Below are 14,862 nucleotides of genomic sequence, written 5' to 3' on the forward strand. Positions count from 1 at the left end.
GGCCCCGTCCGCGACCAGCGAGCGGGGCCTTCCCACACCCCGCCCATCGGCAACACCGGTGACGCCTTCATCTGCAAGATGAACGACGGGCAACAGCCGCGGAGGCCGACCGCATCGTGTTGCCAGAAGGGTTCCGAATAGACAAGCGTTCCCGTCATCCACTGCTGGTGCGCGGGGAGCGTGATGGCCTGGAATGCGCCGTCGGGAATTCGCAGGGACGGCTTGCGGAAACCCTGGTCGCCACCGGCCGCGAAGCCGAAACGGGAGTAGTACCCAGGATCGCCCTCCAGGAACACGACAGGCACGCCTCGTTCAGTGAGGATCTTCAATCCAAGGATGACCAGCGCCGAACCAATGCCCTGCCTGAAACGGTCAGGGCATACCGCCAGCGGGCTGAGCACCTGGACCTCAACCAGCTGACGAGGGGCATCGAGCAAGCTCCGGGTGAACATGACATGCCCGACAACCTGTCCGCCGTCGTCGGCGACGAGGGACAGAGGGTCAACCGTCTCACGCAGGGTCTCGACAAGGTCGGCGACCACGGTGCCGTGATCACCGAAAGCGCGAAGGTGGACATCCCGTACGCTGTCTCGATCATTCGTCCGTTCGGCGCGTAGATCCATCCGTGGAGAGTAGAGACTTCCCGGACCGCGCGCACACGATTTTTTGGCCACGCGGACCGGCCGGCCACGCGGTCGCACTGGTCGGGTTAGTCGTCCAGGCTGCCCAAGGTCAGGTTGACGGTGGTTCCGGTCAATGCGGTGGCCTTGTCAGAGGCGATGAAGGCTGCCACGTTGGCCATTTCCTCGAGGGTCATGAGGCGTTTGGGGTGGGTCTTGCTTGCGAGCAGCTCCTCCCATTGCTCCCAGGTCATTCCGGTCGCCTTGGCGCGCGGTTCGAAGGCTTCCTTGATCGTGGGTGTCTCCGGCATGGCCTGCGGTCGGAGGCCCACCACGCGTACGCCGTACGGTGCGAGCTCGGCGGACAGATCGCGGGTGAGCGCCTCCATGGCCGCCATCGCCGGGCCGTAGCCGCCTACCAACGGGATGCCCGTCCGCGAATGGAGTGTGGTGACTCTCATGATGACTCCCGACTTGTTCGCGATCATCCGTCGGCCTGCGAGGCGCGCGGTCAGGAAGTACGACGTGGTGTACGCCGCGATCGGCAGGGAGAACTGTTCGACGTCCAGCTCGGCCAGCGGCACACCCAGAATCGCCTGATCCGGGATGCCCACAGCGTTGAACGAGACGTCGACCCGGCCCGCCTTGTCGACCACACACCCCAGATGCGTGTCCACTGCCTGCTCGTCGAGAGCGTCGACCTCTGCCGCCTCGGCGGATCCGCCGGCGGAAACGATGTCCTTGGCAACCGCTTCGACCGGTGCGAGGTGGTGTCCGGTGAGGAACAACCTGGCCCCTTCACGCGCGAAGGCGTGTGCGACAGCCTCGCCGATAGCGCCACCGGCTCCGTAGATCACCGCGACCTTGTGCTTCAGCATCATCTCTGACTCCACTCCGCTCGGGTTTGATGATGAAGACACCGCACCGCCGGGAAACTGGGCGCCAGCCGACCGCCCAGTTCGCCTCCCGGGCGGTGTCCATACTGGAAAGCGAGACGAGCTGGGAGGTGACTGGTGACAGCCGATCTGATCACCAGGGCGCGGGCCGGAGACGGCGACGCGTTCCGCGAACTGATCGAGCCGTATCGCCGAGAGCTCCAAGTGCACTGCTACCGGATGCTCGGCTCCTTCCAGGATGCCGAGGACACCCTCCAAGACGTACTACTGACCGCCTGGCAGGGCCTCGACGGGTTCGAAGGACGCGCCTCGCTCCGCACCTGGCTCTACCGGATCGCCACCAACCGCTGCCTCAACGCGCGTCGCACGGCGAGCCGACGCCCAGCCAAGGAGTGGGACGTGCCCAAAGTCGTGCCACCTGAGCCGACCCGGTACGGCGAGGTCGTGTGGCTCGAGCCATTCCCCGACGCCCTCCTCGAAAACGTGATCGGCCCGGAAACCCGGTACGAGCGAACCGAATCCATCTCGCTCGCCTTCGTGACCGCCCTCCAGGTTCTACCGCCCCGCCAACTCGCCGTACTCGTCCTGCGCGACGTCCTCGGATTCCACGCGAACGAGGTGGCCGGCATGCTGGACTCCACCGTCGACTCGGTCAACAGCGCCCTCAAACGAGCACGCGCCGGCGTGCAGCACGTACGGTCCGTCGACCCCGAACCGCCGCCGTCCTCCGAAGAGGAGGATGCGATCGTGGCGAGGTTCGTCCGCGCGTACGAGTCCGCCGATCTCGACGCGTTGATCGCCCTGCTGACGGACGACGTCTTCATCTCGATGCCGCCGATGCCCTTCGAATACGAGGGCCGGGACATCGCATCCCGCTTCTTCGCAAACATCTTCGACGCGGGCCGCAGATTCGACCTCGTACCGACGCGAGCCAACGGACAGCCGGCGTTCGGCGCCTACCTTCGCAGCACCCCCACCGGCGGTACCCGTCACGGCGTCGGCCTGTTCGTCCTCACTCTCACCAGCGACCGAATCCGCGCCCTGACCCGCTTCGAAAACAGCGTGTTCCCATCCTTCGGCCTACCGCGATCCCTCCCGAGCCGATAGCCGGGGCTACTCCTTGCCTGAGGCAACAGGGGAGAGTTGGTCCTGGGTCGCGGCCCAGGTGGCCAGTAGCTTCAGGGCGTCGGCGGTCGGCGTACCGGGTGGGGCGGTGTAGACGAGCAGGGTGAGTCCCGGGTCGGAGGGGAACTCCATGGCCTCGTAGTTGAGGTCGAGGTCGCCGACAGCGGGGTGGTGCAGCTTCTTCAAGCCGGTGCGGTGGAAGCGCACGTTGTGGGCGGCCCAGCGGGTGCGGAAGACCTCGCTGCGGGTCGACAGTTCGCCGATGAGTTCGGTCAGGGCCTTGTCGTGCGGATTGCGGCCGGCGTCGGACCGGAGGATCGCGGCGACGTCGTCGGCCGCGCGTTCCCAGTCGACGAAGAATTCCTTGGACGCCGGGTCGAGGTAGATGAAGCGGGCGGTGTTCGCCGGGCGGCGCGGGTCGGCGAGCATCGGCGCGTACAGGGCGAGGCCCATCCGGTTCGCGGCGAGCAGGTCGTGCCGGCCGTTGCGGATCCAGGCCGGGGCGTCGGTGATCGCGTCGAGCACCTGCTGCAGGGCAGGCCGGACGCGCTGGGACGCCGGGCGCCGGCGGGCCGGGGGAGGGGCGACCGACTTGCGGGCGAGGTCGAAGAGGTGATCCCGTTCGGGCTCGTCGAGCTGCAGGGCCCGGGCGATCGACTCGAGCACGTTGTCGGAGGCTCCGCTGAGGTTCCCGCGCTCCATCCGGACGTAGTAGTCCACCGATACGCCGGCCAGCAGGGCGACCTCTTCGCGCCGCAGCCCCGTGACCCGCCGGTTGCCGCCGTACACGGGCAGCCCCGCCTGCTCGGGGGTGATCCGGGCACGGCGAGACCTGAGGAATTCTCGCGTCTCGGCTCGGAGGTCCATGAACCCCAGGTTACGGCCGCCCCGGACGGCCTGGGAGGCACTGCCAGTACCCCGAACGACAGGAACTCCCACGCGCCCGCGAGATCCCCTTCACTGGAACTGGAGCCAACAAGTCCGACAGAACGAAGGAACAATGCGAGCAACCATCATCTACGGTGCCGGCGACGTTCGGGTCGAGAACGTCCCCGACCCGGTCCTCCAGCAGCCCACGGACGCGGTCGTACGCGTACTGCGCGCCTGTATCTGCGGCAGCGACCTGCACCCGTACCACAACATGCCCGCCACGCCCGAGGGTTCGACCATCGGACACGAGTTCGTCGGTGTGGTCGAGGAGATCGGCTCCGACGTCTCCACCCTGAAGCCGGGTGACGTCGTCATCGCCCCGTTCGCCTGGTCGGACAACACCTGCGACTTCTGTCGCGAAGGTCTGCATACGTCCTGTCGCACCGGTGGATTCTGGAACGCCCCCGGTGTCGGCGGCGGCCAGGCCGAGGCCGTTCGCGTGCCGCTGGCCGACGGCACCCTGGTCAAGGCTCCGGTCGCCGAGGACTCCCCGCTGCTGCCGTCGCTGCTGACCCTGTCCGACGTCTACGGCACCGGCTATCACGCCGCGATCAAGGCCGGCGTCAATCCCCGTACGACGGTCACGGTGATCGGCGACGGCGCGGTCGGTCTGATGGCGGTCCTTTCGGCCAAGCGACTGGGCGCCGAGCAGATCATCCTGATGGGCCGTCACAAGGCTCGTACCGACCTCGGGCTGGAGTTCGGCGCGACCGACGCGGTCGCGGAGCGTGGCGAAGAGGGGATCGCCAAGGTGCGCGAGCTCACTGGGGGCGACGGAACGCACACGGTGCTCGAGGCCGTCGGCTACATGGAGGCCTACGACCAGGCGCTGGGCGTAGTCCGCCCCGGTGGCGTGATCAGTCGGGTCGGCGTCCCGCAGTACGCCGATGCGCCGGTCGGGTTCCCCACTTTGTTCGGTCCCAACATCACCCTGACCGGCGGACCCGCCCCAGTGCGCGCGTACATCGAGGAGCTGCTGCCCGACGTACTCGAAGGCAAGGTCGACCCGGGTCGCGTCTTCGACCGTACGGTGTCGCTCGACGAGGTCCCGGCCGGATACAAGGCGATGGACGACCGCGAAGCCCTGAAGGTCCTGGTCCGCCCATGACAGAGCACACGACCGAACCACCAGCCCAGACCAAAGCCCAGCAACTGATCGGCGACTTCGCGCCGAAACTGGTCGAACTCACCGACGACGTCCTGTTCGGCGACGTATGGGCCAGGCCCGAGTTGTCGCCGCGCGACCGGAGTCTCGTCACCGTCGCCGCCCTCGTTGCCGGCGGCAACACCGAACAGTTGCCCGGGCACCTGAACCGGGCGCGGGAGAACGGCGTAACAGAGACCGAGCTCAAGGAACTCATCATCCACCTGGCCTTCTACGCCGGGTGGCCCAAGGCGATGTCGGCGATCACCGTGGCAAAGCAGGTCCTCGGTGGACAAAAGGATTGACCGTGACCAACTGGACGACTGACGAGCTGCAGAAGATCGGCAACGCGACCGAGCTACGGATCGCGTCGCTTCGCAAGGACGGCACGGTTCGCCCGTACGTGACGATCTGGGTGGTTCGGGCCGGCGACGACATCTACGTTCGCTCGGCGCACGGCACCGAAAACCCCTGGTACCGCCGCGCGAAGACCAGCGGCGAGGGCCGGATCAACGCCGGCGGAATCGAACGCGACGTGACGTTCACGGAAGCCGACCAGGGAGTGCATGCGGACATCGACGACGCCTACCACGCGAAGTACGACCGCTACGGCGCCGCGATCGTCGGCACCGTCGTCGGCGACAAGGCTGCCCTCGGCACCCTCCGCGTCGTACCACGCAGCCTTTCCAAATAAGAAGGAAAACGTTTGCGCGGCTGGTCGGAGCGCTATGATCCGGAGATGCCGACCAAGTCCGTGAAAGTGCCTGTGCTGGCCGATGTCGCCGCGGCGGCGGGGGTGTCGGTGCCGACCGTGTCGCGGGTGCTGACCGGGGCCAAGCCGGTGAGTCATGAGGTGCAGCAGCGGGTACGCCGCGCCGTCGACAAGCTCGGGTATCGGCCGAACGGCGCAGCCCGGGCCCTGGTCTCCGGGAAGCGGACTCTCGTCGCGGTGATCGCCGGCCACACCTCCGGATACGGATACGCCCGCACCGTCGAGGGGATCGAGCATTCGGCTCGCGCGGCCGGGATGGAGGTCGGGATCACGGTAGTCGAGTCGTCCGATCCCGAGGCGGTCCGCAGGGTGGTCGACCGGGTGCTGATCCAGGCGGTCGCGGGCACTGTAATTCTCGAGTTCGATCGGCCGGGGATCATCGCCGGCCAGGTGATGCCGGGCACGGTTCCGCTCGTGGTCGCGGGCGGCGGTGCGCGTCGGGCGGGATCCCGTGCGTGTGCGCTGATCGACGAACGCGCGGGCGGCCGCGAAGCGACGCAGTACCTGCTGGGGCTCGGACATCGCACGGTGCACCACGTCGCCGGGCCGACGATGGGCAAGCATTCCGGCCGGACCGAGGGCTGGCGGGCGGCGTTGAAGTCCGCCGGTGTGGAGATCCCGGAGATCATGCATGCGACCTGGGAGGCGCGCAGCGGGCATGCGTGCGGCGAGCAGATCGCCAAGCGGCGCGACGTCACAGCGGTGCTCTGCGGCAACGACGAGATCGCCGTCGGTCTGATGCGCGCGCTGAGCGACGCGGGCCGCAAGGTGCCGGAGGACATCTCGGTGATCGGATTCGACGACCAGCCGTACGTCGAGATGTGGCAGCCGGCGCTGACCACGGTCCGGCAGGACTTCAACGATCTCGGTGCCCGGGCTTTCGACGTACTCGCCCGGATCCTCGCCGGTGAGCGCGAGGTACCCGCCTCGGTGGCGACGCCCGAGCTGGTGATCCGCGAGTCGACCGCAAGACCGCGGCGCAGGCGGTAACCAATGAGGATCCTGCTGGTCCACGGCTGGGGAGCAAACGGCAACGCCTGGCGACAAATCACCGACTTGGTGAGCGAGTGGTCCGAAACCACAGCCCCAGATCTCCGCGGTCACGGCACCCAGATCGATGCCGACGGCCCGTACACGATCGGCGCCCTGGCCGACGATCTGGCCAAGATGATCCACGATCCGGTCGTTGCCGTCGGCCACTCGATGGGCGGTCAAGTCGTCGCCGACCTGGCCGCCCGGTACCCCGAGCTGGTGACCGCGGTGGTCGTCATCGACCCGGCGTACGGGGCTGACGACGAGGAGATCGCGCTAGCCCCGGATCGGCTCGCCGACCTGCGCGAGCGTGGATCAGAGGCCGGTGCGGAGTTCGTCGATCGTGCGTTCCCGCAGACCAACGAACTCCACCGCGAGACCCGAGCGGCGATGGAACGCACACCCGGCGACGTCCTCGCCGACCTCTACGAATCCATGTACCTCGCGCCGGGCAGCTTCGGCCACCGCCCGGCGACCCGCGACTTCCTCGCCACGGCTCAGCATCCGTTCCACAGCCTCTACTCGACCGGCCGGGCCGCCGACTTCGCGATGTCGTTGACCTGGCCGGCCGGTTCCACGATCGAGGTCTGGCCGGGTACGGGGCACTACCTCCACCAAGAGCACCCAGACCGCTTCGCGCAACTGCTCGGCGATCGGCTCACTTGACGGTCTTCAAGTACTCATCGGCCTGCTTGGCCAGCTCCGTCTGCAGCTTGTCCAGCCCGGCCGACGAGACTGCCTTCTTCAGCTTGTCCAGGCCGGCGTCCACGTCCACCGCGCCGAAGAAGAGCGGGTTCCCGTACTGCGTGAACGCCTGCGAGATCTGGGCCTCTTCGCGCTTCACCGGGTTCACGTCGGGGATGAAGCTCGCGAACGTGTCGACGGTGAAGTTGTCGTAGTCCTGCGCCCAGCTGAACCAGTCCGCCTCGGACTCGGTCATCAGCGCCGACCGCCGTTCCAGCGAAGTACGCCAGCAGAGCGCGAACCCGGGGAACGCGTAGGTGCTCAGCTGCTCGAACTTGTCCGCGCCGACCGGCTTCCAGTCCTTGCCCTCGACGCCGTACGAGATCAGGTCGTGGTTCTCCTTGATCGACAGCCAGTCCTCGAGCTGCATGGCCCGCTCGTTGCTCGCGCCCTTCGCGTTCAGCACGGTGAAGTTGTCGGCCTGGAACGTCTGGTTCGGCTTGGCCGACTTCCCGCCCTTCAGCGGTACGACGTTCGCCAGTTGCGCACCCTTGACGGCCTTCTGGAGTCCGGGCAGCAACGTCGTGGACGACAGGCCGTCGGTGGTCGCCCAGGCCGACGCGGTCTGCCCGTTCGTGAACAGGCCCTTCGTGGTGGCGGCGTCGACGTTGAGCGCGTCGCGGTTGATGATGCCGTCCTGGTAGTACTTGCGGATCGTACGCAGCGCGTCCACCACACCATCGAGTTCCCAGAACGGCACCGGGTCCGAGCTCCCGGTCTCTTTTGCGTTCTCGGCCAGGAAGAACGGCATCGACCCGCCGCTGAAGGACTGCGCGATCCGGTTGGCGTTCTCCCAGGAGGCGGCGTTGAACATCGCGACCGGGCCGGGGACGCAGGTCAGGTTCGACTGGTTCTGGCTGAGCGCGATCGGGGTCACTCGCGGATCGCGCTGCTTCACGTCGTACCAGAACTTCTCCAGTGTCGGGTAGTCGGTGATCTCGGTGATGCCGTACTTCTCGGCCAGGTCCTGGCGGATGGCGAAGTGGTGGATCCGGCCGGCGCTGTTGACCTGCGGGATGCCCCAGAGCTTGCCGCTCCACTTGTTCAGCTCGATCAGCTTGTCGTTCAGCGTCTTCTGCAGGTTCGGGTACTTCCCGCCCGTCACCAGCGGGCCGACGTCGACCAGCGAGCCGCTGCCGACCAGTTGCGCCATGTTCAGCCAGCGGGCCTGCAGTGCCGTCTCGAACTTCTCTCCGGCGGTGAACTTCAGCAGCGCCTGGCTGCCGTAGTTGTTCCAGTTGATGAACTGCGGCGTGATGCTGAAGCCGAGGTCGGCCTGCAGCTTCTTGTTCACCGCCTCGAGTACTGCGGCCCACCCGTCCGGCACGGCACCGGGCAGCAGCAGCTTCAGATCCTTCGCGCCGTCACCAGACGACGAGTCGGAGTTCGAGTCACCGCAGCCGGACAGGCCGAGCACTGCGGCTAGGGACAGGCCACCGCCGGCGGCCAGGAAACCACGACGGGACAGGTTTGCGGACATGGGACAACTCCTGCGGGATTCGGTGGTGAATGAGACAGCTCAGCCCTTGGTGGCGCCGAGCGTGAGGCCTTTGACGAAGTAGCGCTGCGCGAACGGGTAGGCGAGCAGGATCGGCCCGATGGTGACCGCGGTGAGGGCGAGCCGGAGCTGGTAGACCGGCGCCGCCTGGGCGGTGGACTGCGGCAGGGTGGCCGCGTTGGTGACACTGGAGATCAGGTTCTGCAGCAGCAGTTGCAGTGGGTACTTCTCGGTGTCGGAGATGAACAGCAGGGCGTGGAACCACTCGTTCCAATAGGTGACGGCGTAGAACAGCGCGATCACCGCGAGAATCGGTTTGGACAGCGGCAGCCCGATCTGGAAGAAGATCCGCAACTCGCTCGCGCCGTCCACCCGGGCGGACTCCAGGATCTCCTCCGGCAGCTGGCGGAAGAAGCTCACCTGGATGAACACCAGGAAAGGGGCCACCAGCAACGGCAGGATCACCGCGAACAGGCTGTTCTGCAGATTCAGGTACTGGGTGACGAGCAGGTACATCGGGACCAGGCCACCGGTGAACAGCATCGGGATGTAGGTGAAGATCGCCAACGGCCGGCTGATGTAGGGCAGTCGTCGAGCGATCACCCAGCTGATCCCGGAGGTCGCCGCCAACGACAGCGCCGTACCGACGACCGTGATGAAGATGCTGGCCCGGTACGCCGAAAGCACGGCCGGGCCGGTGAAGATCGTCCGGTACGCCTCGAGCGAGAACGGGTCCGGGAACAAGCTGTACCCGCTGACGGACAGCTTCGACTCGTCGGTGAACGAGCCCGCGATGATCATCCAGAACGGGATCAGGCAGAGCAGCCCGAACACCGTCACGCAGATGACGCTGATGACGGTGAAAGGCTCGACCGTACGCCGGCCGGCCGCGGTTGAGGTGCTCACAGGATGCTGCTCTCCTTCGCGTACCGGCGCTGGACGAGCACGGCCAGCACGACGAGGACGAAGCCGACGACCGACTGGAACAGCCCTACTGCCGCCGTACTGCCGAAGTCGCCGAGCTGTCGCAGCGACCGGAAGACGTAGGTGTCGATCACGTCGGTGGTCGGGAAGAGCGTGCCGTTGTCGCCGACGATCGCGTAGATGGTGCCGAAGTCGCCGTAGAAGATCCGGCCGATCCCGAGGACCAGCAGCACGGCCGCGGTCGGGCGGAGCAGCGGCACGGTGATCCGGAACGCCATCTGGGTGCGGGACGCGCCGTCGATCATGCCGGCCTCGTACACCTCCTCTGGGATCGCGGTGATCGCGGCCAGGAAGATGATGCTGAGATAGCCGCCGAGCTGCCAGATCTTCACCACCGTGAGGATCCACGGCCACGGTCCGGGCTGGGTGTACCACTCGACCTGCGGCAGGTTGAACACGTGCAGCAGGTCGTTCGCGGCACCGCCGCTGCCGCCGACGCCGGCCAGCAGGACCTGCAGGATGATGCTGATCACGATCGGCGAGACGAAGTACGGGAAGAAGATCACGGACTGGATCGCTCGCTTGAACAGCTTCACCCGGATCTCGTTCAGCATCACCGCGAGGGTGATCCCGGTGAGCAGCGTGGCGCCGAGGAACAGCGTGTTCAGGAACAACGTGTTCGCCAGGATCCGGGGCGCGTCACCGGTGCTGAAGAAGTACCGGAAGTTGTCCAGCCCGCTCCACGGACTGCCGAAGACACCGTCGCTGATCGAGAAGTCCTTGAAGGCCACCACCAGGCCGGCCATCGGCGCGTAACTGAACACCACGAAGAAGGCGATCGCGGGCAGTGCCAGCAGCACCAGACCGAGCGGAGGCCGTCGCCGCGGTCGCTTGGCCGGGGTGCGCGGTGGATCGGCCGGCCGTTGAGGCGGTACTGCGTCATCGGTGCCCGGCTCACTGCCGGACTCCATCACCAGTGAATTGGCCCGCACCGTGATCCTCCTCGGTGTTCGCGGGATGCTGCGTCAACCGGATTAGGCAAACGCTTTCCCGCAAATTACAGAGGGGTTTCCGGGTTGTCCAGACCTTGATCGGGCGCCGCCGCTGCGAAAGTTTTCGTCCGCCCAGGATCCTTGACGGTGCCTGTGGCCCGCTCTAGCGTCCCAGCGCAGGCAAACGTTTGCCCGCTCTGTCTGTCGGGAGGAAGCTTTGTGACCAGGGTTGTTCGCCGGGAGAGGCTAATTCGGTACGGCGCTCTCGCGGACGATCAGTTCGATCGGCAGCTCGACGTGGCCTTGGGGGTCGGCACCCCGCATCCGGTCGAAGAGGAGTCGCAGTCCCGTCGCGCCCATCTCGCCGAGGGGCTGGCGGACGGTGGTCAGCATCGGCGCCGTGGCGCGGGCCTCGTCGACGTCGTCGAAGCCGACCACGCTGATGTCCTTGCCGACCTGCAGACCGTGCTCGCGGATCACCCGGCAGGCGGAGACGGCCATCAGGTCCGAAGCGACGAACACCGCCGTCGGGCGTTTGGCTGTGGGCTGCGCGAGCAGTTTCGCCATCGCGAGGGCGGCGTCGGGCTCGTTGAAGTTGCCGTCGTGCAGGTAGCTCTCCGGGATCGGCAGGCCGGCGTCAGACATCGCCGTCCGGTAGCCGGCCAGCCGGGCCTTGGCGCAGAGCTTGCCGGGCGAACCGCCGATGTAGGCGATTCGCTGATGGCCGAGCTCGATCAGGTGCCGGGTCGCCGCGGCGCCTCCGCCTTCGTTGTCGGCGGCAACGGTCGGTACGCCGGGTGGCGGTGGCGAGATCGGGTCGACGATCACGCACGGGATGCCGAAGTGGGTGAGCCAGTCGTGCTGGGCGGCCGTCGTCTCCAGCAGGACCAGCAGGACACCCGCCGTACCCCGGTCGATCAGGTGGTCCAGCCAGCCACCACCCGGGTACTCGCGGTGCCGATGGGCGTAGTCCGACGAGGCGACCACGATGTCCAGTCCCGCGTCACGCGCGGCTGCCTCGATGCCGTCCAGCACGTTGGCGGCGTACGTCGTGCGCAGGCCGTGCATCACGACATCGATCAGCCGGCCGGAACCCGGTTGGTCCGACGGCTTACTGGGACGGCGCAGGTACCCGACCTCGAGGAGCGCCTCGGTCACCTTCTGACGGGTCGCGGCGCCGACACCACCACGGCCGTTGATCACCTTGCTGACCGTCGGCACCGAGACGCCGGCCATCCGGGCGACCACGGCCATGGTCGGACCCGTTCGGACCGTCTCGACCACTTTCACCTCCAGGGACTGAGATGACGAATACCGCCGTAAGCAACCCGATCCTGCCAGGATTCCATCCCGACCCGTCGATCGTCCGCGTCGGGGCGGACTACTACGTGGCGAACAGTACGTTCGAGTGGTTCCCGGGGATCCGGTTGCACCACTCGCGGGATCTCGTCCGGTGGACGCCGGTGGGGTACGCCCTGACGTCTTCGGAGAGCCTGCCGTTGCGCGGCGTACCGGATTCGGGCGGTGTCTGGGCGCCTTCGCTGAGTTATCACGCCGGGCGGTACTGGTTGGTCTTCGCGGTGATCTACACGGTCGGCGGGCCGTTCAAGGACCTGGACATCTTCCTGATCAGCGCGCCGTCCGTCACCGGTCCCTGGTCGGAGCCCGTGCAGCTTGGTGGGGGCGGGTTCGATCCGTCGCTCTTCCATGATGCGGACGGGCGGAGCTGGCTGGTCAACATGACGTGGGACCACCGGCCCGGTCACTCGCCGTTCGCCGGGATCGTGCTGCAGGAGCTCGAGCTGTCGACCGGCCGACTGCTCGGTCGGCCGCGGACGGTGCTGACGAATTCGGAGCTGATCGAGGGGCCCAACCTGTACCGCCGTGACGGGTGGTACTACCTGATGCTCGCCGAGGGCGGTACCGGCTGGAACCACGGGATCCTGATGGCACGGTCCCGGTCTCTTGGGGGTCCGTACGAGCTCGATCCGCGCGGCTCGCTGCTCACGTCCCGCGACAACCCCGGCCTGGCGCTGCAGAAGGCGGGTCATGGCGAACTCGTAGAGACCCCGACGGGGGAGTGGTACCTGGCCCATCTCGCGAGCCGCCCGGTCCTCTCCCGAGGCGAACGCCGCTCCATCCTCGGCCGTGAAACCTGCCTCCAACAAGTCACCTGGACCGAAGACAACTGGCTCCGCCTGACCAACGGCACCCACTGGCCCAGCGAGCAAGTAGCCGTCCCACCCCCCAAACCAGAGACCCCGTACGCCGCTGCTTCGACCAACGGCAGGTTCAACGGAGCCGTCCTCGGCGACGAATGGTGTTCTCTCCGTGAGCCGATGGACGACTCCTGGGTGAACCTGACCGAACGACCCGGCTACCTCCGCCTCCGCGGCCGCCAGAGCATGCGCTCCAGATTCGCCCTGAGCCTCGTCGCGCAACGAATCACCCGCACCCGCCTGACCGCGACCACCTCGCTCGACTACCACCCGCAGTACAGAGGCCAACGCGCCGGACTCGTCTTCTGGTACGACACCACCAACCACTACCTCCTCGGCGTCACCGGCACCGACGACGGCCCCCGCATCTTCCTAGCCACCTCGATCGACGGCACCTACACCGAACACATCACCGACCTCCCCGCCACCGCCCCAGTCCACCTCAGAGGCGAACTCCGCGACGCCCACCTAACCTTCACCGCCGCAATCCCAACCGCCGCAATCCCAACCGCCGCAATCCCAACCGCCGCCACCCCCACCGCGGCCGGCCTCGCGGCCCCCACCGCCAACCCAACGGCCCCCACCGCCGACCCCACGGCCCCCACCGCCGACCCCACGGCGCCCATCGACAACCTCACCTGGCACGCCGTCGGCCCCACCCTCGATGCAGGCGTGCTCTCCGACGACTACGGCACGACCCTCCGCTTCACCGGCGCCTTCGTAGGCCTGGTCTCCGAAGACCTCCCCACCACCACCCTCCCCGCCGACTTCCACCACTTCCACCTGACCTGACCCACCGACCACCCCGATTGCGTACATATGGACAGGTAGTAGTCCCCTCCCCGGTAACCCCCCACGCCTGACGCCCACCGAATTCACGCCCCAAAGCCGACTACTACCTGTCCATCGGTACACCGGCGACGTGGGCGGGGCGGCGGGCAACGAGGTGCGCGTTTGACCCGTCCTGCGTACACCAAGGCGGGACCGTGACCAAGAACCCGGGGGCATGAACAAGAAATAACGTGACCGAGGTCCCGGCTTCGTGACCGAGGTCCCGGCTTCTTGACCGAGGCCCCCACTTCTTGACCGAGGTCCCCGCTTCCTGACCGAGGTCCCCGCTTCCTGACCGAGGTCCCCGGTTCGCGACCGAGGTCCCGGGTTCCTGTCCAGGCGGTGCGGTCAGTGGGTCGCGGTGATCAGGACCGTGTGTTTGCGGACGAAGAAGTGGCCGTCGGCATCGATCTTCGCCTGCACCAGCTCGCGTACGGCGGACTCTTCCTCGGCTGTGAGTGGTTCCTCGGTGAGGCTGCCGAGGTAGTCGAGGACGGGCTCGGGGGACGGGATCACCAGGTTGCACGGATAGCGTTCGACCCGAACCTCCGCGAAGTAGCCGCCCACAATCTCTCCGCCCGTCTCGGCGGTGAAGTCGTTCATCGTCAGACCGCGGAGCATGGCCGGCCGCCCGATCGCGGGGCCGAGGTCGCGGAGCTCCTGCATGTGGTCGCGACCGTTGACCGCGGCAACCAGTCGCCCACCGTTCCGCAGTACCCGGGCGAACTCGCGCAACGCCGCGGTCGGATCGTCCAGGTGGTACAGCATGTGGTTCGCGATCACCACATCAAAGGTGCCGTCCCCGAACGGCAGCTCCGTCGCGTCGCACTGCCGTACCTCAGCCCCCGGGACCTTCCGCAACTCCTCGCACATCGCCGGCGAGAAGTCCGTCAATGTCAACCGCGCCCCCTCATGCGGCAGCTCAGCCCACAGCTTCCCCGTCCCAGCCCCCACCTCGAGCACGTCCCCCTGCGCCACCACCCGCTCGGCCAACCAGGCAAACCATCCTCGCGGATCAGTCCCGAACGCATGCACCCCCATCCGAGCCCGCAGCCGCCCACTCCCACCCGAATACTGCTGAACCGCATGCCCAGAAGGCGTCGAAGTCATCCCCCGATCGTAACCACCACGCCGC

Annotated in this window: 15 protein-coding genes; 7 read left to right on the plus strand and 8 right to left on the minus strand. The window is 67.2% G+C overall.

Going from position 1 to position 14,862, the window contains the following annotated elements; translation table 11 throughout:
• Together EV643_RS40720 and EV643_RS40725 are read right to left on the minus strand one after the other, a co-directional pair.
• On the minus strand, positions 1-623 hold a 623-nt coding region (locus EV643_RS40720), incomplete at its 3' end, for a GNAT family N-acetyltransferase (protein WP_133805587.1).
• Between the two features lie 86 nt (positions 624-709).
• Entirely contained in the window at positions 710-1,501 is a 792-nt protein-coding gene (locus tag EV643_RS40725) for an SDR family NAD(P)-dependent oxidoreductase (RefSeq protein WP_133805588.1), read from the minus strand.
• 132 nt (positions 1,502-1,633) lie between these two features.
• Here EV643_RS40725 and EV643_RS40730 point away from each other — a divergent pair, with 132 nt between their 5' ends.
• The gene (locus EV643_RS40730) at positions 1,634-2,623 is read left to right on the plus strand and encodes a sigma-70 family RNA polymerase sigma factor (RefSeq protein ID WP_202870002.1); all 990 of its coding nucleotides are present in this window, start codon (positions 1,634-1,636) and stop codon (positions 2,621-2,623) included.
• A gap of 6 nt (positions 2,624-2,629) precedes the next feature.
• Here the strand turns inward: EV643_RS40730 and EV643_RS40735 are convergent, their stop codons facing one another.
• The gene (locus EV643_RS40735) at positions 2,630-3,508 is read right to left on the minus strand and encodes a helix-turn-helix transcriptional regulator (RefSeq protein WP_133805590.1); all 879 of its coding nucleotides are present in this window, start codon (positions 3,506-3,508) and stop codon (positions 2,630-2,632) included.
• Positions 3,509-3,641: 133 nt separating this feature from the next.
• Here EV643_RS40735 and EV643_RS40740 point away from each other — a divergent pair, with 133 nt between their 5' ends.
• The 5 genes from EV643_RS40740 to EV643_RS40760 are packed head-to-tail and all read left to right on the plus strand — an operon-like array spanning position 3,642 to position 7,185.
• On the plus strand, positions 3,642-4,679 hold the full coding sequence (locus EV643_RS40740) for an alcohol dehydrogenase catalytic domain-containing protein (RefSeq protein ID WP_133805591.1): 1,038 nt from the start codon (positions 3,642-3,644) through the stop codon (positions 4,677-4,679).
• On the plus strand, positions 4,676-5,020 hold the full coding sequence (locus EV643_RS40745; protein ID WP_133805592.1) for a carboxymuconolactone decarboxylase family protein: 345 nt from the start codon (positions 4,676-4,678) through the stop codon (positions 5,018-5,020). Before EV643_RS40740 ends, EV643_RS40745 begins: the two co-directional genes overlap by 4 nt.
• Before the next feature lie 2 nt (positions 5,021-5,022).
• On the plus strand, positions 5,023-5,409 hold the full coding sequence (locus EV643_RS40750; RefSeq protein ID WP_133805593.1) for a DUF2255 family protein: 387 nt from the start codon (positions 5,023-5,025) through the stop codon (positions 5,407-5,409).
• Positions 5,410-5,454: 45 nt separating this feature from the next.
• A complete protein-coding gene (locus EV643_RS40755) occupies positions 5,455-6,477 on the plus strand; it encodes a LacI family DNA-binding transcriptional regulator (RefSeq protein WP_133805594.1) in 1,023 nt (340 codons plus the stop codon).
• Positions 6,478-6,480: 3 nt separating this feature from the next.
• Positions 6,481-7,185, plus strand: coding sequence for an alpha/beta fold hydrolase (locus EV643_RS40760; RefSeq protein WP_133805595.1), 705 nt, complete (start codon positions 6,481-6,483; stop codon positions 7,183-7,185).
• On the opposite strand, the gene EV643_RS40765 is transcribed toward EV643_RS40760, so the two are convergent.
• From EV643_RS40765 to EV643_RS40780, 4 genes are all read right to left on the minus strand, one after another.
• Positions 7,178-8,743, minus strand: a complete 1,566-nt coding sequence (locus EV643_RS40765) for an ABC transporter substrate-binding protein (protein ID WP_133805596.1) — start codon at positions 8,741-8,743, stop codon at positions 7,178-7,180. The genes EV643_RS40760 and EV643_RS40765 overlap by 8 nt on opposite strands.
• Positions 8,744-8,782: 39 nt before the next feature.
• Positions 8,783-9,667 carry a carbohydrate ABC transporter permease gene (locus EV643_RS40770; RefSeq protein ID WP_133805597.1) on the minus strand — a complete coding sequence of 295 codons (885 nt, stop codon included), beginning with the start codon at positions 9,665-9,667 and terminating at the stop codon, positions 8,783-8,785.
• Positions 9,664-10,677: an ABC transporter permease subunit gene (locus EV643_RS40775; protein ID WP_202870003.1), complete on the minus strand. Its 1,014-nt coding sequence runs from the start codon at positions 10,675-10,677 to the stop codon at positions 9,664-9,666. The genes EV643_RS40770 and EV643_RS40775 overlap by 4 nt, the downstream gene beginning before the upstream one ends.
• Positions 10,678-10,923: 246 nt before the next feature.
• On the minus strand, positions 10,924-11,961 hold the full coding sequence (locus EV643_RS40780; RefSeq protein ID WP_133805598.1) for a LacI family DNA-binding transcriptional regulator: 1,038 nt from the start codon (positions 11,959-11,961) through the stop codon (positions 10,924-10,926).
• Positions 11,962-11,981: 20 nt separating this feature from the next.
• Between EV643_RS40780 and EV643_RS40785 the strand changes: the two genes are divergently transcribed.
• Positions 11,982-13,688, plus strand: a complete 1,707-nt coding sequence (locus tag EV643_RS40785) for a glycoside hydrolase family 43 protein (protein ID WP_202870004.1) — start codon at positions 11,982-11,984, stop codon at positions 13,686-13,688.
• Between the two features lie 387 nt (positions 13,689-14,075).
• On the opposite strand, the gene EV643_RS40790 is transcribed toward EV643_RS40785, so the two are convergent.
• Positions 14,076-14,837 carry a class I SAM-dependent methyltransferase gene (locus EV643_RS40790; protein ID WP_133805599.1) on the minus strand — a complete coding sequence of 254 codons (762 nt, stop codon included), beginning with the start codon at positions 14,835-14,837 and terminating at the stop codon, positions 14,076-14,078.
• Positions 14,838-14,862 lie beyond the last annotated feature (25 nt).

The organism is Kribbella caucasensis, from assembly GCF_004361855.1.
Lineage (GTDB): Bacteria > Actinomycetota > Actinomycetes > Propionibacteriales > Kribbellaceae > Kribbella > Kribbella caucasensis.

Coding starts and splice junctions, on each gene's coding strand:
- EV643_RS40725 (WP_133805588.1), bottom strand. CDS start 1,501: ATGATGCTGAAGCACAAGGTCGCGGTGATCTACGGAGCCGGTGGCGCT.
- EV643_RS40735 (WP_133805590.1), bottom strand. CDS start 3,508: ATGGACCTCCGAGCCGAGACGCGAGAATTCCTCAGGTCTCGCCGTGCC.
- EV643_RS40740 (WP_133805591.1), top strand. CDS start 3,642: ATGCGAGCAACCATCATCTACGGTGCCGGCGACGTTCGGGTCGAGAAC.
- EV643_RS40745 (WP_133805592.1), top strand. CDS start 4,676: ATGACAGAGCACACGACCGAACCACCAGCCCAGACCAAAGCCCAGCAA.
- EV643_RS40755 (WP_133805594.1), top strand. CDS start 5,455: ATGCCGACCAAGTCCGTGAAAGTGCCTGTGCTGGCCGATGTCGCCGCG.
- EV643_RS40760 (WP_133805595.1), top strand. CDS start 6,481: ATGAGGATCCTGCTGGTCCACGGCTGGGGAGCAAACGGCAACGCCTGG.
- EV643_RS40765 (WP_133805596.1), bottom strand. CDS start 8,743: ATGTCCGCAAACCTGTCCCGTCGTGGTTTCCTGGCCGCCGGCGGTGGC.
- EV643_RS40785 (WP_202870004.1), top strand. CDS start 11,982: ATGACGAATACCGCCGTAAGCAACCCGATCCTGCCAGGATTCCATCCC.
- EV643_RS40790 (WP_133805599.1), bottom strand. CDS start 14,837: ATGACTTCGACGCCTTCTGGGCATGCGGTTCAGCAGTATTCGGGTGGG.